Consider the following 19814-nt stretch of genomic DNA (forward strand, 5'->3'; position numbering starts at 1 on the left):
GTCGGGCCATTCCCGGCGCAGTGACCTTCATCGGCACGTGCTCCGCCAGACCCTGCGGCGCAGCGTGCTTCCCGACTGAGACAAGATATGTCAAAGCCACCCGCACCCCGTCGACGACGATCATTGACGGTCTTTCTGCTGGGGCTGTTCACCAGCCTTTTCGCCACGGGCGAGGAACAATTCATCATCGGCGTCGACACGCAACTGATGAGCAGCGATAGCCTGCCGACGCAGGCGCTCGATTTGCTGGAGCGTGCAGGCGTCAACTCGGTACGCGACAGTGCGTACTGGACCCATGTCGAACCCAGGCGCGGCTTTCTGCGCATCGATCCGCTCTGGCAGGCCTACCTGAACAGGGTTCGCCAGCATCACTTGAGGCCGCTGCTGATGCTGGGTTACGGCAACCCCTTTTATGACAACCACGCAAAACCGCGTCATCCCGTCGTGCGCCAGGCATTCGGCAACTACGTGAGTTTCGTCACACAGGAGCTGGCCAACCGGGTCGATCTTTACGAAATCTGGAACGAGTGGGACCGGGAAAACCCTGTCGATGCCTGGGCGGCGAAGGACTACAGCACGCTGGTCGAGGAAACCGTGGCGCGCATCAGAGCACAGAAAAAGCCGGTCACGATTCTGGCGGGTGCCGTCACCAGCCTGGGGATGGAACTGGGGTTCGCCGAGCGACTGATCCAGAACGGCCTGCTCAATCAGGTGGATGGGCTGTCCTTGCATCCCTATGTGCATTGCCGGACCGAACAGCGCCACACACCCGAGCGCTGGATTGCCTGGCTGCGCTGGATCGATGCCGACCTGCGCGCGCTGGCGACCCGACCGGTGCCGCTTTACCTGACCGAGATGGGCTGGCCGACCGGCACCAGTGAATGCAGCGTCAGCGAACAGCACCAGGCCGCCTTTCTGGCCCGCAGCTTTTTCCTCGTCCGAACGCTGCCGGACATCAAGGGGCTTTGGTGGCACGGACTGATCGACAGCGGCGCTGACAGTGACGACCCGCAGCAAAACTTCGGCCTGCTCAGGAAAGACCTGAGTGTGAAGCCTGCCTACGCGACGCTCCAGGCCATCAGTAAGACCTTGCTGGATTACCGATACGACGCCGAGAGAAGCCAGGAAATGGATTCGACTTACCTGCTCAGGTTTACCCGCGGGCAGGAGCAGATTCTGGTGGCCTGGACCACCGGCGCGGCGCGCCTGACCCATGTCGAAGCCAGCAGCGTGCAGCGCGGCAACGTTGAAATGATCGACAGCGGTCGGCCGGAAAAGGGCCGCTTCGAGACCGAGACGCCCTGGAACTGCACCGAAGCCCGCTGTTCGGCCCAGGTCCGGATCGACGAATTTCCAAAAATCATCAGCCTGGGCATGAGGCCTGCGCTGTTCGCCCAACAAGAACGGGATCGGAGGTCTCACGGCCTCCAAAAAAGCACCCGCATTCACCCTACATCACCATGACCTTGCAGGATGCTTGAGATGATCTTTATCAATTCACGGTTTCTCACCCAGGACGTCAGTGGCGTTCAGCGTTATGCCGAGCAGATCTGCATGGCGCTGAAAAAGCTGCGCAGCGATCTGGTGTTCGTCGCGCCTCACGGCATCAAACTGCATGAAAGTGCCAAAGCGCTGAACGTACAGTGCATCGGTCATAACAAGGGTCATCTCTGGGAGCAGATCGACCTGCCGCTGTACCTGCGGCGGCAGAAAAATCCGCTGCTGATCTCCATCAGCAGCACCGGCCCGATGTTCTACCGCAACCAGATCGCCACCCACCACGACATCAATTACGTACGTTTTCCGCAGAGCTATACCCGGCTTTTCCGACTGGCCTACCGCACCATCACCCCGATCCTGCTATCGCGCATCAAGACCCTGGTGACCAGCAGCAGTTTCTCCAGAGGCGAGATCTCGCAGTTTTACGGGTTCCCCGAACACAGGGTGCTGATCGTGCCGGCAGCGGTGAGCGACAGCTTCCGGCCACGCCCCGTGCAGCCCGATGCCCCGAAATACCTGCTGGCGGTGTCCTCGCCCGCCGCGCACAAGAACTTCAACCGCATGATCCAGGCCTTTCTCAGCCTGCGGGATCACAACGACTTGCAGTTGCACATTGTGGGCGCCGCCACCGGCATCTTCGCCGACCCCAACCTGCAACGCCTGGCCTGCCGTGATCCACGCATTCGGTTTCTGGGGCGGCTCAGCGACGCCGAACTGATCGAGCAGTATCAGGGTGCGACCGCATTTGTATTTCCGTCCTTGTACGAAGGGTTCGGCATCCCGCCGCTCGAAGCCCAGGCGTGTGGCTGTCCGGTACTGGCGGCCAACGCTGCCTCGATTCCGGAAGTGCTGCAGGCCAGTGCCCTGTATTTCGATCCGCTGGACGTCAGCCACATGGCGGCGGCCATGCACCGGGTACTGGTTGACGCCCCGCTGCGCGATGCGTTGCGCCTGCACGGGCTGAACAACGTGAAACGCTTTTCCTGGGAATTGTCCGCGCACCGCCTTTCCCAGCGCATCGATGCCCTGCTGGAACCTGAACCGGCGCTGCTCGGCAAACAGCGCATCAGTCCCGAATCCTCTTCAAGCAAACCCTGAACCAATAACAGCAACGTCAAGACGCGCCCTGTCGCGCCTGCAGTAGAGCGAGCGAATACAGCAAGGAATCCCCATGAGAATTGCGATCGTCCACGACTGGCTGGTGACCTACGCCGGTGCCGAGCGTGTGCTGGCTTCACTGATCAATATCTGGCCCGAAGCCGATCTGTTTGCCGTGATCGATTTTCTGAGTGATGAGGACCGCGCTCACCTGCACGGCAAGGTCGCCACCACCACGTTCATCCAGAACCTGCCAAACGCCAGAAAACGCTACCAGCGCTATCTGCCCCTGATGCCGCTGGCCATCGAGCAACTGGACCTGTCCGGTTACGACCTGATCATCAGCAGCAGCCACGCCGTGGCCAAAGGCGTGTTGAGCGGCCCGGATCAATTGCACATCAGTTACATCCACTCACCGATTCGTTATGCCTGGGACCTGCAACACCAGTACCTGCGCGAAGCGGGGTTGAACACCGGTATCAAGGGCCGGCTGGCGCGGCTGATACTGCATTACATCCGCCTGTGGGACCAGCGCACCTCGGCCGGTGTGGACGCGTTCATTGCCAACTCCGGTTTTATCGGCGCACGCATCTGCAAGGCGTATCGACGCGAATCGACGGTCATCTATCCACCGGTCGATACGCTCGGGTTCACTGCCAACGGCACGCGCAGCGACTTCTATTTCACCGCCTCGCGCATGGTGCCCTACAAGCGCATGCCGATGATTGTCGAAGCCTTCGCTGCCATGCAGGACAAACGTCTGATCATGATCGGCGACGGGCCTGACCTGGCCAAGGCGCAGGCCATCGCGAGCCGCGCGCCCAACATCACGCTGATGGGTTTCCAGCCGGCGAGCGTCCTGATCGAGCACATGCGCACCGCCAAAGCCTTCGTGTTCGCTGCCGAAGAGGATTTCGGCATCAGTCCGGTGGAAGCCCAGGCCTGCGGCACACCGGTGATCGCCTTCGGCAAGGGCGGTGCACTGGAGACCGTTCGCGGGCTGGACCATCCACATCCTACCGGGGTGTTCTATCCGCAGCAGACGGTTGAATCACTGATCGCAGCAGTCAACGAGTTCGAAAGCGCGCAGGCGCGAATCACCGTACAGGCCTGTCGCGCCAACGCCGAGCGGTTCTCGATTGCCCGCTTCGAGCAGGAAGTCAAAGCCTTCGTCGACGACCACCTGGCCGCCGCACACCTGTCCCGCCTGCCTGCGCAGCCCTGGACACCCCAGACCTCGCAGAGTCTTGCCAGCGAGTTGCCGTCCCGAGTCGTTCCCATCAAATCCGTTTGAGCGAGCACCGTCATGCGCACCTCCGTTCGCGGCATTCTGCATGCCCATCAGTCAGCGCTGTCGGTCGCCCACCGCCTGCTGGATCTGGCAGTCATCGTACTGATCGGGTACTGGCAAAGCCGGCTGGCAATGATCGACAGCACCGAGGCCTGGCTGCATATCATTCTGGCTGTACTGGTGTTTCATTGGGTCGGCGAGTACCACCAGCTTTACGGCTCCTGGCGCGGCGAGCGCATCCTGCGCGAGCTGACCAAGGTGTTCAATTACTGGGCGCTGACCTTCATCAGTCTGTTGTCGGTGGATTATCTGCTGCTCAACCGGGACAACCTGCCGGATGACGGGCAGATGACCTGGTTCGCGCTGGTGCTGGCGATCCTGTGTGGTTATCGCCTGCTGATCCGCCTGCTGTTGCACAGCCTGCGACGTCATGGTTTCAACACTAGGCGCGTGGCAATTGTCGGCACCGGCCAGGTCGGTGAGCGGCTGGCCCAGTCGATATCCAGCGCACCCTGGATGGGCCTGAATCTGCTGGGCTTCTACGACTCGAATCCGCAGCAGATGAACCTGAGTGCCACTGGCAGACGTGTGCCGGTGCTCGGCGATCTCGAGCAACTGGTCGAGGACGCCCGTCAGGGCCGGATCGACAAGGTGTACATCACCCTGGCGTTCAGTGCCGAACCGCACCTGCGCGAGCTGATCACCGGCCTTAGTGACACCACCGCCTCTGTGTATCTGATACCGGACGTGTTCATGTTCGAGCTGTTGCATGCCCGCAGCGAAAGCATCAACGGGCTGGCCAGCATCAGCATTTTCGACTCGCCCATGGATGGCGCCTGGAGCGTGGTCAAGCGTGCCGAAGACATCCTGCTGTCCAGCCTGATTCTGGTGCTGATCGCGATTCCACTGTTGTTGATCGCCCTGGCCATCAAGCTGACGTCGAAAGGCCCGGTGCTGTTTCGCCAGCGCCGTTACGGGCTGGACGGCCGCCCCATCATGGTCTGGAAATTCCGCAGCATGAACGTGCAGGAAAATGGCGACGTGGTGCGCCAGGCCACACGCAATGACACACGAATCACGCCGCTGGGCGCGTTCCTGCGCCGCACGTCGCTGGATGAACTGCCGCAGTTTTTCAATGTGCTGCGCGGCGACATGTCCATCGTCGGCCCGCGTCCGCATGCCGTGGCCCACAACGAGCAATACCGCAGGCAGGTCAGCGGCTACATGTTGCGCCACAAGGTCAAACCGGGCATCACCGGCTGGGCGCAGATCAACGGCTGGCGTGGCGAAACCGACACGCTGGACAAGATGCGCAAACGGGTCGAGTTCGATCTGGAATACATCGAGCACTGGTCAATCTGGCTGGACCTGAAAATCATTCTGCTGACGCTGTTCAAGGGCTTCTTCAACAAGAACGCCTTCTGACATTCCATTGACTAGACGACGGCTCCGGCAGCCTTTGCCCGGAGGGAGGTATGTGCGCGCGCTAAAAACGATCACGACGTGGACCGGTGCTGCTGCCGGTAGTGGAAATGGACGTAACGAAATCATTCAGGTGCAAGGCGCACCGTCACGAAGGAACACACCCATGAATCGAAGCCTGGCTGTCCTGCTGCTCTCCTCCCTGATCCTGCAGGGGTGCGTATTCGCTCCCGGCCAACACATGACACCTGGCGATGTCACCACCAGCGACCCGGACGAACCCAAGGCGCAACTGGTCGATATCAGCCCGAAAACCCTGCAGCAACAGCAGCAGAACACCGCTACGGACGCCAAGGCTTTACCTGCCGAATTGTTGAACTACAAGACCCCGGAATACATTGTCGGGCCTGGCGATACGCTGCTGGTGACCGTCTTCGAACACCCCGAGCTGACCGCGCCCGGTTCGCAGGACCAACTGGACGCCAACACCCGCGAGGTGCTGAGCGACGGCACACTGTTTTTCCCGTACGTCGGCAGGATCCGCGCGGGCGGCAGGACCGTCAGCCAGATTCGGGAACAACTGCGCATGGGCCTTGCGCCGCAGTACACCGAGGTCAAGGTCGACGTAAAAGTGCTGCGCTACAACAGCCAGCGCGTGCTGCTGTCCGGCTCGTTCAAAAGCCCTGGCCCGCAGTCGATCACCAACATTCCTTTGAGCCTGGTGCAGGCCATCAGCGTCGCAGGCATCGACCTGACCGACGCCAACCTGGCAGGCCTGACGCTGCGCCGTGATGGCCGTGATTACATGATCGACATCGACTCGCTGAACCGCAAAGGCTCGCAACTCAGTAAGGTCTTCCTCAAGGATGGCGACTACCTGCACCTCAACAGCGCCTCCAAGAACAAGATCTATGTGTTGGGTGAAGTGCGTAATCCGCAGGTGATTTCGTTTGCCACCACCAACGTGACCCTGCTCGAGGCGCTGGGCAATTCCGGCGGCCTGAGTCCGGACAGCGCCGATGGCGACGCGGTGTATGTGATCCGCGGCGCAGAGAACTTCGCCAATGCACCGTCCACCGTGTATCACCTGAACGCCAAGAAGCCTACGGCCTACCTGCTGGCCGGACAGTTCGAACTCAAGGCCCAGGATGTGGTGTTCGTAGGCCCGGCCAACATCACGCGGTGGAGCCGCTTCATCAGCCAACTGCTCGGCTCGGCCAGCGTGGTACAGACCGGGGCCGCCTTCCGTAACTGATCCGCTCGACGTTTGAACCTTATCCCTGCCACTTCGGTTGCAGGGATTTTTTTGCCTGCAGTTTGGCTTTTTGTAGTGATGACACCGATCGTGCCGATGCTCTGCGTGGATGTTCCAAAGCGGACGCGGAGCGTCCTGGGCGGCGTTACCACGCAGGAGCGTGGGAACGATCATCAATGGCCTGCGACCTGATCGTGCCGATGCTCTGCGTCGGCATGCAGCCCGTGACGCTCCGCGTCACACATGTCACAGACTGCGGATTCAGTGAATCCAGGCACTGAGTTCAAGTCACCTTAAGTGTTGCTGGCGCAACAGCTGTTCAACAGTTGCCCGGCTTTTCAGCAGCCAGTGCACGGGGCGCTTTCAAGGGGAAAAGACCATCGGCCCAGCGTTTCAGGGGCATAAGCCACTGCACAGCGCGCTGGCACACAAGCTGCTTTACAGCCTTACGCTTATAGCAAGGAATTCCCGCATGCTCGTTGTTTCACTGTCAGGCAGTCCCTCCCCAAAATCCCGTTCAGGCGTTGTGCTGGCTCACGCTGGCCGCTGGTTGCAAAGCCACGGCGTCGGTGTGACCACGTTGCGCATTCGTGACTTCAACGCCGAAGATTTGCTGTTCGCGAAATTCGACAGTCCGCAAGTACTGGAATTTGTCGAAGCGGTCCGGCAGGCCGACGGTCTGCTGATCGGCACGCCGGTCTACAAGGCCTCGTTTTCCGGCGCGCTGAAAACCCTGCTCGACCTTCTGCCCGAGCGCGCCTTGCACGGCAAGGTGGTCTTGCCACTGGCAACCGGCGGCAGCATCGCGCACATGCTGGCGGTGGATTACGCCTTGAAGCCTGTGCTGTCAGCACTTAAATCCCAGGAAGTGCTGCACGGCATCTTCGCCATCGATACCCAGATCACTTATGGCGACACCGAGGAAGGCGGCACGCTGGACGAAGTCCTCACCGAGCGGCTGAACGAAGGGCTCGAACACTTTTACCTGAGCCTGCAACACCGGCTTCAGGCACGGCACAAGGCGGCGGGTGGGCATTTGCAGCTGGCGTTGTGATTGGCTGATTTTTTCTCTCGCAGCACAACGCAGGACTCTGGGAGGCCTTCATTCTGCGCCACATTCGAGCGCGGACGCGGAGCGTCCTGGCTGGCGTTACCACGCTGGAGTGGGAACGATCAGGGTTTCGGCCATCAATGCTCGATAATGAGCGGATAAAGCGACGCCACCAACAGAGCCGCCATCACGCCATTGAAGATCCGCAGTCCGACAGGATCGCGCAGCACGTTGCGCAGCAGGCTGCCGAATCCCGCCCATATGCCGACGCTTGGCAGGTTGATCAAGGCGAATACGCCCGAGATGATGACCACGTTGGTGAAGTAGCCCTGCATCGGCGTGTAGGTGCTGATCGCGCCAATCGCCATGATCCAGGCCTTGGGGTTGACCCACTGGAACAGTGCCGCGCCCATGAAGCTCATTGGCTCGCCGCGGCTTTCGCTGGAATCGGAGGCCGGGCCGGAGGTGGCGATTTTCCAGGCCAGATAAAGCAGATAGGCAGCGCCCACGTAGCGCAACAGGGTGTAGAGCATCGGCCAGGCCTTGAACACACTGCCCAGACCAAAGCCCACCGCCAGAACCAGAACGAAGAAACCGATGCTGATGCCCAGCATGTGTGGCAGCGTCCGGCCGAAACCGAAGTTGACGCCCGAAGCCAGCAACATCATGTTGTTGGGGCCGGGGGTCACCGAAGTGACGAAGGCAAACAGCGCAAAGGCCAGCAGTAAATCCAGAGAAAAAGGCATGACGCGATCCAGGTGTCTGTGAAACTGTGAGTCGGGTACTCACCCTATCGAAAGATCGACAGCAAACACATGGACAGTTAAACGAAGTTTCTTACCATACAGTTCGAACAGAATTCTCGTTCGGGCCTGACTGTTATCCCTGAGGATTCAGGCTCAGTGTGCCACGATCAACGCTGATTTCACCCTGGTTGTCGAACTGACGAACCTGCTGGATCTGCGGGTCTGCAAGGAGCTGGGCCTTGCGGGCCTCATACTCTTCGAAGGACAGACCACGACGATTCAGGTCTTCCATCGCCAGTTGATGGCTCTCTTCGACCGAGTAGGGGCGCAGTTCGACCGCATGATGAGTCGAGCAACCGGAGACCAGTGCGACGGTGAATGACAGAACAAGAGCAAGGGCAAGTAAACGGTTCATGGCGGGCCTCCAGGCTGGCTTCATTTCGGGAATGAAGCAAGGTTACGCCCCGGCCCTTCACGGCAAAAATCAACTGCCGTGATAGTGGCTATCGACTTTCACGCCCCCTGTTCACGGGCATGCTCGATCAACACCTCGCGCAAGGCCTGAGCCGCTGCCGACAGCTTGTGATCAGCCAGCATCATCAACCCGATACGCCGCTCGATACGCGGTTCCACCAGCGGCACGCAACACGCGCCAAGCTCCTGCATCTGTTCAATGCACAGCGAAGGCACCGCGCTGACACCCAGACCGTTGGCGACCATGCGCCCGATGGTCGACAGCTGATGACTCTCGAATGCCACTGACAGCCTGCCATGTCGTGACTCGATGGCGTGCTCCAGCAGCAGGCGCACGGCTGACGGGCGCTGCAGAGCAATAAAATCTTCGTTCAACAGCTCGGCCCAGGACAATTCAGCGCGTCCGGCCAGCGGCGATTCCGTGGAGACCACGGCCACGAATCGATCCATGTAGAACGGCGTGAACGACAGCGCATTGCTCGATTCGGGTTCGAAGCCAATGCCCAACTCGACCCGGCAATGACGCACCATTTCCAGAACCTGTTCGTTGACCACGTCATGCACCGCCACGTTAACCCGTGGATAGCGGCCTCTGAAGGTCTTCAAGGCACCGGGCAGGAGGTTGCCTGCGAACGACGGCATGGCCGCGATGGACACGCGTCCCATCTGCAAGGTGAAACGCTGGCGCAGCAATTCTTCGGTATTGTCCCAGTCGGCCAGCAACTGGCGTGCAAGCGGCAACAGCGTCTCGCCCTCGGGCGTCAGACTGACATTGCGCGTGGTGCGCGTAAGCAACTGACCGCCAAGGTCTTCCTCCAGACTTTTGATCGTCAGGCTCAGGGCCGGTTGGGACAGGTTCAGCCGCTCGCCCGCCTGCGCAAAACTCAGGTACTGCGCCACGGCCAGGAAAGCGCGAAGCTGCTTAACGTTCATATATTTATCTTTCTTATCAATCGATCAGAAAAACAAAATTAACAAATCATTGCAGCCGAGAGAAGATGCAATCAACCCGATCCTCCGGCAGCACGTGCCGGTCACAACTATAAAAGGCGGATCATCATGGCTGGACTCGACAAGCGAGTGGCAACTTACGAAGAGGCCCTCGCCGGGCTGACCGACAACATGACCGTGCTCTGTGGCGGCTTTGGCCTGTGCGGCATCCCCGAGAACCTGATCGCGCAGATCAAGCGCATGGGCATCAAGGGCCTCACGGTCGTTTCCAATAACTGCGGCGTCGATGGTTTCGGTCTGGGCATCCTGCTCGAAGACCGCCAGATCAGAAAGATGATTTCCTCCTACGTGGGTGAGAACGCCCTGTTCGAACGCCAGTTGCTGAGCGGCGAACTGGAAGTCGAACTGACCCCGCAAGGCACCCTTGCCGAAAAACTCCGCGCGGGCGGCGCAGGCATTCCGGCGTTCTACACCGCCACCGGTTACGGCACCCCCGTTGCCGAAGGCAAGGAAACCCGCCAGTTCAATGGCCGCAACGTGATCCTCGAAGAAGCCATCACCGGCGATTTCGCGTTGATCAAGGGCTGGAAGGCTGACCATTTCGGCAACGTGATCTATCGTCATACCGCGCAGAACTTCAACCCCGTGGTCGCCACCGCAGGCAGGATCACCGTGGTCGAAGTCGAGGAAATCGTCGAACCCGGCGTGCTGTTGCCGACCCAGATCCACACCCCCGGCATTTATGTCGACCGTGTGATCCAGGGCACTTTCGAAAAACGCATCGAGCAGCGCACCCTCAGAAAATCCTGAGGGCAACAGGCGCTTCACGAAGCAGGAATCGGCACACAATAACAAAGAGATTTCAGACCATGGCACTTTCCCGCGAACAAATGGCTCAGCGCGTCGCCCGCGAACTCAAGGACGGCTACTACGTGAATCTGGGGATCGGCATTCCAACGCTGGTCGCCAACTATGTCCCGACGGACATCGACGTCATGCTGCAATCGGAAAACGGCCTGCTGGGCATGGGCGAATTCCCCACCGAAGAAACCATCGATGCCGACATGATCAACGCTGGCAAGCAGACCGTCACGGCGCGCATCGGCGCATCGATTTTTTCGTCCGCCGAGTCCTTCGCCATGATCCGTGGCGGCCATGTGGACCTGACGGTGCTGGGTGCTTTCGAGGTGGATGTCGAAGGCAACATCGCCTCCTGGATGATTCCCGGCAAGCTGGTCAAGGGCATGGGCGGCGCGATGGATCTGGTGGCCGGTGCCGACAACATCATCGTGACCATGACCCATGCATCCAAGGATGGCGAATCCAAACTGCTGCCCCGCTGCAGCCTGCCGCTGACGGGCGCGGGTTGCATCCGCAAGGTGCTGACCGACCTGGCCTACCTCGAAATCGAAGACGGCGCGTTCATCCTGCGCGAGCGTGCGCCTGGGGTCAGCATCGAAGAAATCGTCGCCAAGACCGCCGGCAAACTGATCGTACCGGATGATGTGATCGAGATGACGTTCTGATTTCGTAGCTGTCGGGTATCCGCTCCGCATCCAGATGCGGACGCGGAGCGTCCTGAACGGCATTGCCACGCGGAGCATGGGAACGATCAATGTGAGGCTGAATTGATCGTGCCGACGCTCCGCGTGGGCATGCAGCCCTGACGCTCTGCGTCACATTCTCAAGCGCACACATAACGTCGCATCCCTCCAAAAAACATCCAATAATAATGACAACAGGACGCCCTCAGATGGCCGCCAACCTTGAAGAAAGCCGCTCCGCCCGATTTGCCCTGCGCTGCGCCGCATGGGCTGAACGCTGGTTCCCCGACTCCTGGGTCTTCGCCGCACTGGCGGTGGTGATCGTTACCCTGGCAACGCTGGCCATCGGCGCAAGACCTGCCGAAGCGGCCAAGGCGTTCGGTGACGGATTCTGGAGCCTGATCCCGTTCACCATGCAGATGGCATTCGTCGTGATTGGCGGCTATGTGGTAGCCAGTTCGCCCCCTGCGGTCAGGCTGATTGACCGTCTGGCGCGCATCCCGCGCAATGGCCGTTCGGCGGTGGCCTGGGTCGCACTGATTTCGATGCTCGCGTCGTTGCTCAACTGGGGCCTTTCTCTGGTGTTCGGGGGTCTGCTGGTACGCGCCCTCGCCCGTCGCACCGATCTGCGCATGGACTATCGCGCAGCCGGTGCGGCAGCCTATCTGGGGCTCGGCGCGGTCTGGGCACTGGGATTGTCGTCTTCGGCAGCACAGTTGCAGGCCAACCCGGCCAGCCTGCCACCGTCGATCCTGGCAATCACCGGCGTCATTCCTTTCACTGAAACCATTTTCCTCTGGCAGTCCGGCGTGATGCTGGCGGCGCTGGTGGTCATTTCCCTGATCGTCGCCTACGCCACCGCGCCCGGCCCGAACAGCGCCCGTGACGCAAAAGCGTGCGGCGTGGACCCGGCCTTCAACCTGCCACCGCTGCCTGCCCGCTCACGTCCCGGTGAATGGCTGGAATACAGCCCGCTGCTGATCATTCTGATGGTGCTGCTGGGCGCAGGCTGGCTGTTCAACGAGTTCTCGACCAAACCTGCGATTACCGCAATTTCCGGGCTGAACACCTACAACTTCCTGTTCATTATGCTCGGTGCGCTGCTGCACTGGCGGCCACGCGGCTTTCTGGATGCCGTGGCGCGAGCAGTACCAACCACCACCGGTGTGCTGATCCAGTTCCCGCTGTACGGCTCGATTGCAGCGCTGCTGACCACGGTCAAGGGGGGCGACGCGCAGACACTAGCGCATTACATCTCGACGTTCTTCACCAGCATCGCGTCCCACGACACCTACGCCATATTGATGGGCGTGTACTCGGCGGTGCTCGGGTTCTTCATCCCATCGGGCGGCGGCAAGTGGATCATCGAAGCACCTTACGTGATGCAGGTCGCCAATGAACTGCAGTATCACCTGGGCTGGGCGGTGCAGATTTACAACGCCGCCGAAGCCTTGCCGAACCTGATCAACCCGTTCTACATGCTGCCGCTGCTGGGCGTGCTGGGCCTGAAGGCACGGGATCTGATCGGCTTTTCGTTCGTGCAGTTGCTGGTTCATGCGCCGCTGGTGCTGTTCCTGCTATGGGCGCTGGGCACGACACTGACCTACACGCCACCGGTCATGCCCTGACAGCAGGCAGGCCGACTTACGCGCACTCGTCGCCGTAGTCGGCCGCTGCAACCTGCGCCAGCAAGGTGCGTAGTTCCAGTGCCAGTTCAGGTCCCAACGCAGTTTCATAAGAACGCTGGGCCTGTTCCCACAACGTCTGGGATTCCAGCAGTTTCTCGACACCGGCCTGCGTCAGGCGCACCAGACGGCTGCGCTTGTCGTTCGGGTCGACGTCCACCGACACCAGCCCTTCACGCTCCAGTGGCTTGAGATTCTGCGCCAGTGCCGAGCGGTCAATGACCAGAATCGTTGCCAGTTCGGTCATGGTAGGTGCCTGATTGCGGGCGATCTGCATCAGGATCGAGCGTTGCGTAGAGCGCAGGCCGCACGGCGCCATGACGGCGTCGTACAGCTGACAGATACGTCGACTCGCCCTGCGCAGACTGGTGGCATGGCAGATCACCTGCGCGGGAACATCCAGGCCTTCAGGAATGCGTAGCGTGCCGTTCGGGGTCAGGTCGTGATTCATAAGGGCTCCCGTGTTGAGAGCCCAATGCTGGCATATCCCCGCAAATTGAAACAGCACCTTGGGTCGCATTCACTGTTTCAGCGTCTTTACGCAGCGCTGCGCCGTGTCGGAATGACTGGCATCAGACTGAATGGCTTCAGAATGAATAGTCGCGCTCGACCTTGCACACCCGCGTCGTGAACGCCTGATACCAGCGAGCGCGGCCCTGTTCGCGCACCTCGGCATGCTCGGCATGAGCCTTCCAGGCCCGAATCGCGGGCTCATCAGCCCAGTACGACACGGTAATGCCCAGGCCGGTTTCGTCACGCGCAGACTCCACCCCGAGAAACCCGGCCTGCTGCCGGGCCAGTTCGATCATCCGGTGCGCGGCCGCACCATAATCCTGCCCGTCATCAGCGTTGCGCAGTGAGGTGAACACCACCGCGTAATAAGGCGTGGGGAAACGTGAGGCGATCATCGGGCGTTACCCGTGCACGCCTGAACGAACGCCTTGACCAGCGCTGGCGTCCTGCCCAGCAACGCGGCGCGCTCGGGCTGAAACAACGTGGCGACGAAAAACGGATGGCCTTCCAGCTCCATGCTGCGCACTTCACCTTCCGGACCTCGCCCGCTGATTTTCATCGCAGCGCCGAAAACCTGCTGTTCCAGCTCACGCACCAGGCCGTAACGACAGTGATACCGCTCCTCGATTTCCAGTCTGCCGTAGGCCCGGGCAATCAATGTGTCCGGCAACAGATGAATCGACGAAAGTGCATCGACCAGTGAGCAGCTCAGCGGCGCAATGATCGCATTCGGCACGTCAGGGGCCGATTCAGCGTGTTCGGCATCGCTCCAGCCCAGACCGTTGCGGGCAAATTCCAGCAACGCATGCTGAAACCCGCCGCAGGTACCAAGAAACGGAATGTGCTGTTCGCGCGCCAGACGAATCGCCGTCATCGCGCCCTGCATGTCCTGATAAGGGCTGCCCGGCACGCACCACAGACCGTCGAACGCCGTCAGCCGCTCGCCATTTCCGATCTCAGGCGTCGGCAACCATTCTGCCTCGACCTTGACCTGCAACGCGTCGCCTGCCATCTGCAAGGCCTGCGGTATCGCCTGATGCGCCGCGAACTGCGTATTGAAGTCTCCTACCAGACCGATTCGCACGATTGTGCCTGCCCCGTTCACTACGTCCATGCCCTGTTCCCTTGTCGATGTCATGCGTGATGGGCAGGACTATAGACAGGCATCAGCGCAAGCAGAATGGGCGATCAGGCAAGCCATCCGTGCAGCCACGCACGACTTTTCAGCTGTGAACAGGCGTCAGCACTGGCTTGCCAGCGAAGAAAGCCAGCAGGTTGTCATTGACCATCTGCACGCTGTCTTTCGACGCTTCGGGCGACAGGCCTGCCACGTGGGGCGTCAACACTACATTGTCCAGGGTCTTGAACACGTCGGGTACGCGCGGCTCGTCGTCGAATACATCCAGTGCCGCTCCGGCAATCTTCTGCTCACGCAGTGCCGCTACCAGAGCGTCTGTGTCGACGACACTGGCGCGGGCGATGTTGACCAGAAAACCCTCCGGCCCCAATGCTGCCAACACCGAGGCGTCCACCAGATGATGGGTGCTGCTGCCGCCCGGCGTGGCGATGACCAGAATGTCCGACGCTTCGGCCAGCGCCTGCACCGAGGCGTGCCAGGTGTAATCGCAGTCGGACCGCGCCTTGCGATTGTGATAACCAATGCCGATGTCGAAAGCCGCAGCGCGCCGGGCAATCGCCAGCCCGACCGCGCCCAGCCCGATGATGCCCAGACGCTTGCCCGCCAGCGAAGGACGCACCACCTTGCGCCACTCGCTGCGGCGCACCGAGGCGTCAGCCTGGGGAATGTCACGCACCAGCGAAAGCAGCAATGCCAGCGCATGATCGGCCACGGTGGACGCATTGACCCCGGCGCCGTTGGTGACAGTGATGCCACGTGCTTCGGCCGCCGGCAGGTCGACCTTTTCATACCCCGCGCCGCTCACGCAGATGATGCGCAGGTTGGGCAAGGCATCCATCTCTTCAGCGAAGAAGCCCAGCGGGCCACGCGTCACGACTGCGCTGATGGCCGGCCCGTGTGCGGCAATCGCTTCGGCGCGCTGCTCAGCTGTCGGTGCGCGAATCAGCTCGAAACCACTGTTTTCAAGAATCGGCAGATAGGTATCCAGATTCTCGACCAGCACCAATACCGTTGTCATGCCCACTCCTGCCTGATGATCAAAAGCCTGACAGTAACCCGAGTCGACGCGCTTGAGGAGTGACATTTTCCGAATACGCAGCCTGCGTTCATACAGCCGTCTCATTCGGCGCACAGACTGTGCGCCAGCCGTAGTGCGCCATGCAGCGATGACGTTGCGCTATCGTTGGGTGCCGTCAATGACATTCAGAACGACATCGTGCAATCGGGAACGACACTCCACTTGCCGTATCGAAAGCGATGTTGTTAATGCTTCAGGGTGCGCCTCTGTCGAACGGTACGAGGCGATCAACTGTTTTCTCCATTAAGGAATCATCAGCCCATGCAAGGATTTTCCACTTTCCGGTTCACCCGAACGCCACTGGCTCGACTGCTGGCTGCCACCGCCATTGCTGGTGTGATGCTGTCGTCAGGCGCAGCATCGGCAGCCGATGTGCCGGGCAAGGTGTTGAGTGAAAAACTGGGACTGCCATGGCCCGCAGTGGTGGCTCACCGGGGCGCCTCGTTCGATGCGCCGGAAGAAACCATCCCCGCCTACACCCTGGCGCGGGATCTGGGTGCGGATTACCTGGAGATGGATATCCAGCGCACCAAAGACGGCGTGCTGATCGCCTTGCATGACGATGTACTGGAGCGCACCACCAACATTGCCGAGGTTTTTCCGAGCCGTGCCAAGGACCCGGTCAGCACGTTTACGCTGGCCGAGCTCAAGCAATTGGATGCCGGTTCGTGGTTCAACAAAGCCTACCCGGACCGCGCCCGTGACAGCTACACCGGTCTGCAGATTCTGACGCTGGATGAGGTGATCGACATTGCCGAGGGCGGCGTAAACAAGCCGGGGCTGTACATTGAAACCAAGGTGCCGTCGCAGTTTCCCGGCGTCGAAGCCGACCTGAAGAAAGTCCTGGCCAAACGCGGCTGGCTGGCGCAACGCCCTGCCGCAGAGCCGGGGCATGTGAACGTCGCGCACATGCCGGGTCGTGTGGTGTTGCAGACCTTTGAAAAGCAGAGTCTGGAACTGCTGCAGAAAGAAATGCCTAAAGTTCCGAAAGTCATGCTGCTGTGGATCGGCAAAGGCTCTATCGAGCCCAAGTCCGATGTGGCCTTCAAGGATTCAGGCATGAAGGACAAATCCAGCTATTACGCGACCCAGGAGGTCAAGTCGCCGGAAGAGTTCGAGAACTGGATCAACTGGGCCAAGGCGCATGGCGCTATCGGCACCGGCCCGTCGTCGCAACTGGCCAAGGGTGGCGACCAGAGCTACATGGACCTGGTCAAACCCTGGATGAACAACCTGACCCACGAGAAAGGCATGGTGATCCACCCGTATACCGTGGATGACCCGGCTGACTTCAAGCGCATCAGCCAGGACGGCGCGGACGGCTTCTTCACCAATCGCACCGCCGAGCTGTTGAAGTTCTATGGCCGTCCGGCCAAGGAAAGCATCGACACGATCCTCAAGCGTAACGGCTACTGATGAGGTGACCGACCGGCTGACCGGGTCATGGGACACGGTCAGCCGGTTGTCGATCAGAAGTCGATGGTGCCCGACACTTTCAAGGTGCGTGGCTCACCCTGCGTCAGGTAGCCGCCGTTGGTGGACGCCCAATAATCCTTGTTCATCAGGTTTTCGACGTTGGCACGCAGGGTAATGTCTTTTTGCGCGACGTTGAAGGTGTAGCGTGCGCCCAGGTCGAAGCGGTTCCAGGTCGGAATGCTCAAAGTGTTCGACGCGTTCAGGTACTGGCCTCCGGTGCGCAGCATGCGCGCGTTGAGGGCCGCGCCTTCGATGCCCGGAATGTCCCAGTCTGCTCCGGCGTTGAACTGGAAGGTCGGCACACCCACTGCATCGTTGCCATCGTTGCTGCCGCCTGCGGTCCCGCTCAATTCAGTGTCCATCAGGGTCAGACCCGCCAGCAGGCGCAGTCCGCTGACCGGCTCACCGAACACATTCATTTCCACACCCTTGTTGCGCTGCTCGCCATCGCGAACATAACGGGTGCCGTTACCTTCCTGAACCTGATAACCATCCGCCGGTTGCTCGATGCGGTACACGCCCAGGCTCGCGCCGAAGGTGCCCATGTCCAGCTTCACACCAGCCTCGACCTGCTTGGAACGCGCAGGCGGAAAGATCTCGCCCGGATTGATCGTCACGTTGCCCGGCGCAGTCGGCCCCTGGGCCAGGCCCTCAATACGGTTGGCATAGAACGACACGTAGCGCCACGGCTTGAACACCACCCCATAAATAGGCGTAGTAATTGCCTCGTCATACAGCGAAGTGCGCGGGCCGCTGCCATAGGCGTAGCCCTGAACGCGCAGCTGCTGACGACGCAGCCCCGCCGTCACCAACAGACGGTCGTCGAAGAAACCCAGGGTGTCGGAGAACGCTGCGCTGCGCATGCGGCTCTTGCCGGTGATGCCGGGGTCGTTCAGGTCGCCAGCGGTGATACCGGTCAGCGCAGGACGCGTGGTGGACACCGGATCGTAAAGGTTGCTGTTGATGCTACCGCCGCCGAACAGGTAGGCATTGCGCTGTTCGGCCCATATCCCTGACAGACCGAAGTTGACTTTGTGGCTGACCGGGCCGGTCTGCAGGTTGCCGTTGACGCCCGCCATGGCGGTCTTGTTATCTTCATCATGAGGGATGAAAGACGGCGTCGCCGTGATGTTTCCAGCTGCATCGTTGATGGTCGGGGATCCATAGATACCGGTTTCACGGGTGTGTTTGGCACCGGCCGCGGCATACAGCATCCAGTCATCGTTGAGGTCATACTCGACCCGGCTCATGCCGAAGGTGTCTTCGGTTTCGGTCCAGGTCCAGTTCGGTGCGTAGTTGGTATCGGAGTCCGGCGCATGGGGCACGCTGGTCAGGCCGCTGCCCACGAACACGGTATTGCGGCTCTGATTGATGCGGTGTTTCTGGTAAGCGAAGTCGCCGGATATACGGAAGTTGTCGCCGCGATAATCAAGGCCCAGCGCGAACAGCTTGCTGCGATGTTCTTCGTCATCGACGCCGGTTTCCCCTTCGCGCTGGGCCAGGTTCAGGCGCGCGCCGAACCGGTTGTCCTCACCGAAGCGCTGACCCAGATCCAGATGCTCGCCAACCCGACCGTCGCTGCTGATGTCCGTGGTGAAGCGACGTGTCGGTGTGTCCCTGGCGCGCTTGGGCTGCAGGTTCACGCCACCGCCGATGCCGGAACCGGTTGGCGTCACGCCGTTGATGAAGGCATTGGGGCCTTTGAAGACTTCGACACGCTCCAGCGCGTCGGTCGAAATGATCTGACGAGGCAGCACGCCATAGAGGCCGTTGTACGAAATGTCGTCGGTATTCAGCGCGAAACCACGGATCACAAACACCTGCGAGGCGTTGGCGTAGCCGGATGACTGGCGAACCGAGGCGTCATTGAGCAACACGTCGCCGATGTCTTCGGCCTGCTGATCCTCGATCAACTGCTCGGTGTAGCTGGTCATGCTGAAAGGCACGTCCATGATGTCCGAACTGCCCAATACGCCAAGCTGCCCACCACGAGCCACCTGCCCACCTGCATAAACGGGCGGCAACGCCTGAGGGGCGACCTTGTCAGCGCTGATCGCGGTTTCGCCCAGCACCATGGGGCCGCCTGACGAGGCAGACGTGTCGGTAGCGGCCCAGACGGGAAGACCCAGGGAACAGCCAAACGCAATCAGCGTCAGGCGCAAAGGAAATGGCGAGGTGTGCATGGAGATGTCCTGCTGAACGATAAAGTGGGCCGGGCAGTGTCCTTCCGTGACTGCGCCCTTGTTATGTGAATGCGAAATGCTATCAGGTGTGACTGGGAACGGTTATCGTTTATTTGTGTGCAAGCGGATACAGAGCGGATTTCACGACGAAAGGCGGACGCAGAGCGTCCTGAGCGTCGTTACCACGCTGGAGCGAGGGAACGATCAGAGATCTCAAGCACGCTGATCGTGCCGATGCTCTGCGTCGGCATGCAGCCCGTGACGCTCCGCGTCACAAATGGCACAGAATGCGGACTCAGTGAGCCGAGCGCATGGCTGAAGTCACCTTTTCGCCCCTCGGCGACTTACTTTGAAAGGCCAAAGTAAGCAAAGCCTTTTGCTCCGGTTCCGGCCCCGGCTTCGCCGGGGT

General features: G+C 60.6%; 18 protein-coding genes. 10 read left to right on the top strand and 8 right to left on the bottom strand.

Going from position 1 to position 19814, the window contains the following annotated elements; genetic code table 11:
• Positions 1-87 precede the first annotated feature (87 nt).
• From QRN20_RS24490 to ssuE, 6 genes are all read left to right on the top strand, one after another.
• The gene (locus QRN20_RS24490) at positions 88-1464 is read left to right on the top strand and encodes a hypothetical protein (protein ID WP_240994891.1); all 1377 of its coding nucleotides are present in this window, start codon (positions 88-90) and stop codon (positions 1462-1464) included.
• Positions 1465-1482: 18 nt separating this feature from the next.
• Positions 1483-2598 (top strand): glycosyltransferase family 4 protein, encoded by a 1116-nt coding sequence (locus QRN20_RS24495; protein WP_285361430.1) that lies wholly within the window; start codon positions 1483-1485, stop codon positions 2596-2598.
• 73 nt (positions 2599-2671) lie between these two features.
• The gene (locus tag QRN20_RS24500; protein ID WP_285361431.1) at positions 2672-3892 is read left to right on the top strand and encodes a glycosyltransferase family 4 protein; all 1221 of its coding nucleotides are present in this window, start codon (positions 2672-2674) and stop codon (positions 3890-3892) included.
• A gap of 12 nt (positions 3893-3904) precedes the next feature.
• On the top strand, positions 3905-5314 hold the full coding sequence (locus QRN20_RS24505) for an undecaprenyl-phosphate glucose phosphotransferase (protein WP_069144392.1): 1410 nt from the start codon (positions 3905-3907) through the stop codon (positions 5312-5314).
• A 163-nt stretch (positions 5315-5477) separates the two neighbouring features.
• Positions 5478-6566, top strand: coding sequence for a polysaccharide biosynthesis/export family protein (locus tag QRN20_RS24510; RefSeq protein WP_029241269.1), 1089 nt, complete (start codon positions 5478-5480; stop codon positions 6564-6566).
• A 472-nt stretch (positions 6567-7038) separates the two neighbouring features.
• Entirely contained in the window at positions 7039-7620 is a 582-nt protein-coding gene (gene ssuE, locus QRN20_RS24515; RefSeq protein ID WP_058432097.1) for an NADPH-dependent FMN reductase, read from the top strand.
• 134 nt (positions 7621-7754) lie between these two features.
• Here the strand turns inward: ssuE and QRN20_RS24520 are convergent, their stop codons facing one another.
• From QRN20_RS24520 to QRN20_RS24530, 3 genes are all read right to left on the bottom strand, one after another.
• Entirely contained in the window at positions 7755-8363 is a 609-nt protein-coding gene (locus QRN20_RS24520; protein ID WP_029241267.1) for a LysE family translocator, read from the bottom strand.
• A 133-nt stretch (positions 8364-8496) separates the two neighbouring features.
• Entirely contained in the window at positions 8497-8778 is a 282-nt protein-coding gene (locus tag QRN20_RS24525; protein WP_029241266.1) for a hypothetical protein, read from the bottom strand.
• Positions 8779-8876: 98 nt separating this feature from the next.
• The gene (locus QRN20_RS24530; protein WP_285361432.1) at positions 8877-9770 is read right to left on the bottom strand and encodes a LysR family transcriptional regulator; all 894 of its coding nucleotides are present in this window, start codon (positions 9768-9770) and stop codon (positions 8877-8879) included.
• 126 nt (positions 9771-9896) lie between these two features.
• Between QRN20_RS24530 and QRN20_RS24535 the strand changes: the two genes are divergently transcribed.
• The 3 genes from QRN20_RS24535 to QRN20_RS24545 all read left to right on the top strand — a co-directional run bounded on the left by QRN20_RS24535 (position 9897) and on the right by QRN20_RS24545 (position 12960).
• Positions 9897-10598: a CoA transferase subunit A gene (locus tag QRN20_RS24535; protein ID WP_004887055.1), complete on the top strand. Its 702-nt coding sequence runs from the start codon at positions 9897-9899 to the stop codon at positions 10596-10598.
• Between the two features lie 59 nt (positions 10599-10657).
• On the top strand, positions 10658-11314 hold the full coding sequence (locus tag QRN20_RS24540; RefSeq protein WP_122490683.1) for a CoA transferase subunit B: 657 nt from the start codon (positions 10658-10660) through the stop codon (positions 11312-11314).
• A 227-nt stretch (positions 11315-11541) separates the two neighbouring features.
• On the top strand, positions 11542-12960 hold the full coding sequence (locus tag QRN20_RS24545) for a short-chain fatty acid transporter (RefSeq protein WP_285361433.1): 1419 nt from the start codon (positions 11542-11544) through the stop codon (positions 12958-12960).
• Between the two features lie 16 nt (positions 12961-12976).
• Here the strand turns inward: QRN20_RS24545 and QRN20_RS24550 are convergent, their stop codons facing one another.
• The 4 genes from QRN20_RS24550 to QRN20_RS24565 all read right to left on the bottom strand — a co-directional run bounded on the left by QRN20_RS24550 (position 12977) and on the right by QRN20_RS24565 (position 15686).
• Positions 12977-13468 carry a MarR family winged helix-turn-helix transcriptional regulator gene (locus QRN20_RS24550; protein WP_004887046.1) on the bottom strand — a complete coding sequence of 164 codons (492 nt, stop codon included), beginning with the start codon at positions 13466-13468 and terminating at the stop codon, positions 12977-12979.
• A gap of 136 nt (positions 13469-13604) precedes the next feature.
• Positions 13605-13925 carry an antibiotic biosynthesis monooxygenase family protein gene (locus QRN20_RS24555; protein ID WP_029241262.1) on the bottom strand — a complete coding sequence of 107 codons (321 nt, stop codon included), beginning with the start codon at positions 13923-13925 and terminating at the stop codon, positions 13605-13607.
• The gene (locus QRN20_RS24560) at positions 13922-14644 is read right to left on the bottom strand and encodes a CTP synthase C-terminal region-related (seleno)protein (RefSeq protein WP_285361434.1); all 723 of its coding nucleotides are present in this window, start codon (positions 14642-14644) and stop codon (positions 13922-13924) included. Before QRN20_RS24560 ends, QRN20_RS24555 begins: the two co-directional genes overlap by 4 nt.
• 109 nt (positions 14645-14753) lie before the next feature.
• The gene (locus QRN20_RS24565) at positions 14754-15686 is read right to left on the bottom strand and encodes a 2-hydroxyacid dehydrogenase (RefSeq protein ID WP_029241260.1); all 933 of its coding nucleotides are present in this window, start codon (positions 15684-15686) and stop codon (positions 14754-14756) included.
• A 321-nt stretch (positions 15687-16007) separates the two neighbouring features.
• On the opposite strand from QRN20_RS24565, the gene QRN20_RS24570 reads away from it, so the two are divergent.
• Positions 16008-17162: a glycerophosphodiester phosphodiesterase gene (locus tag QRN20_RS24570; RefSeq protein ID WP_122490682.1), complete on the top strand. Its 1155-nt coding sequence runs from the start codon at positions 16008-16010 to the stop codon at positions 17160-17162.
• Positions 17163-17215: 53 nt separating this feature from the next.
• Here the strand turns inward: QRN20_RS24570 and QRN20_RS24575 are convergent, their stop codons facing one another.
• Positions 17216-19405, bottom strand: a complete 2190-nt coding sequence (locus QRN20_RS24575) for a TonB-dependent receptor (protein WP_285361435.1) — start codon at positions 19403-19405, stop codon at positions 17216-17218.
• Positions 19406-19814: the final 409 nt, after the last annotated feature.

The organism is Pseudomonas sp. fls2-241-TYG-175, from assembly GCF_030209155.1.
Classification (GTDB): domain Bacteria; phylum Pseudomonadota; class Gammaproteobacteria; order Pseudomonadales; family Pseudomonadaceae; genus Aquipseudomonas; species Aquipseudomonas viridiflava.

Coding starts and splice junctions, on each gene's coding strand:
- QRN20_RS24490 (WP_240994891.1), top strand. CDS start 88: ATGTCAAAGCCACCCGCACCCCGTCGACGACGATCATTGACGGTCTTT.
- QRN20_RS24495 (WP_285361430.1), top strand. CDS start 1,483: ATGATCTTTATCAATTCACGGTTTCTCACCCAGGACGTCAGTGGCGTT.
- QRN20_RS24500 (WP_285361431.1), top strand. CDS start 2,672: ATGAGAATTGCGATCGTCCACGACTGGCTGGTGACCTACGCCGGTGCC.
- QRN20_RS24505 (WP_069144392.1), top strand. CDS start 3,905: ATGCGCACCTCCGTTCGCGGCATTCTGCATGCCCATCAGTCAGCGCTG.
- QRN20_RS24510 (WP_029241269.1), top strand. CDS start 5,478: ATGAATCGAAGCCTGGCTGTCCTGCTGCTCTCCTCCCTGATCCTGCAG.
- ssuE (WP_058432097.1), top strand. CDS start 7,039: ATGCTCGTTGTTTCACTGTCAGGCAGTCCCTCCCCAAAATCCCGTTCA.
- QRN20_RS24520 (WP_029241267.1), bottom strand. CDS start 8,363: ATGCCTTTTTCTCTGGATTTACTGCTGGCCTTTGCGCTGTTTGCCTTC.
- QRN20_RS24525 (WP_029241266.1), bottom strand. CDS start 8,778: ATGAACCGTTTACTTGCCCTTGCTCTTGTTCTGTCATTCACCGTCGCA.
- QRN20_RS24530 (WP_285361432.1), bottom strand. CDS start 9,770: ATGAACGTTAAGCAGCTTCGCGCTTTCCTGGCCGTGGCGCAGTACCTG.
- QRN20_RS24535 (WP_004887055.1), top strand. CDS start 9,897: ATGGCTGGACTCGACAAGCGAGTGGCAACTTACGAAGAGGCCCTCGCC.
- QRN20_RS24540 (WP_122490683.1), top strand. CDS start 10,658: ATGGCACTTTCCCGCGAACAAATGGCTCAGCGCGTCGCCCGCGAACTC.
- QRN20_RS24545 (WP_285361433.1), top strand. CDS start 11,542: ATGGCCGCCAACCTTGAAGAAAGCCGCTCCGCCCGATTTGCCCTGCGC.
- QRN20_RS24550 (WP_004887046.1), bottom strand. CDS start 13,468: ATGAATCACGACCTGACCCCGAACGGCACGCTACGCATTCCTGAAGGC.
- QRN20_RS24555 (WP_029241262.1), bottom strand. CDS start 13,925: ATGATCGCCTCACGTTTCCCCACGCCTTATTACGCGGTGGTGTTCACC.
- QRN20_RS24560 (WP_285361434.1), bottom strand. CDS start 14,644: ATGGACGTAGTGAACGGGGCAGGCACAATCGTGCGAATCGGTCTGGTA.
- QRN20_RS24565 (WP_029241260.1), bottom strand. CDS start 15,686: ATGACAACGGTATTGGTGCTGGTCGAGAATCTGGATACCTATCTGCCG.
- QRN20_RS24570 (WP_122490682.1), top strand. CDS start 16,008: ATGCAAGGATTTTCCACTTTCCGGTTCACCCGAACGCCACTGGCTCGA.
- QRN20_RS24575 (WP_285361435.1), bottom strand. CDS start 19,405: ATGCACACCTCGCCATTTCCTTTGCGCCTGACGCTGATTGCGTTTGGC.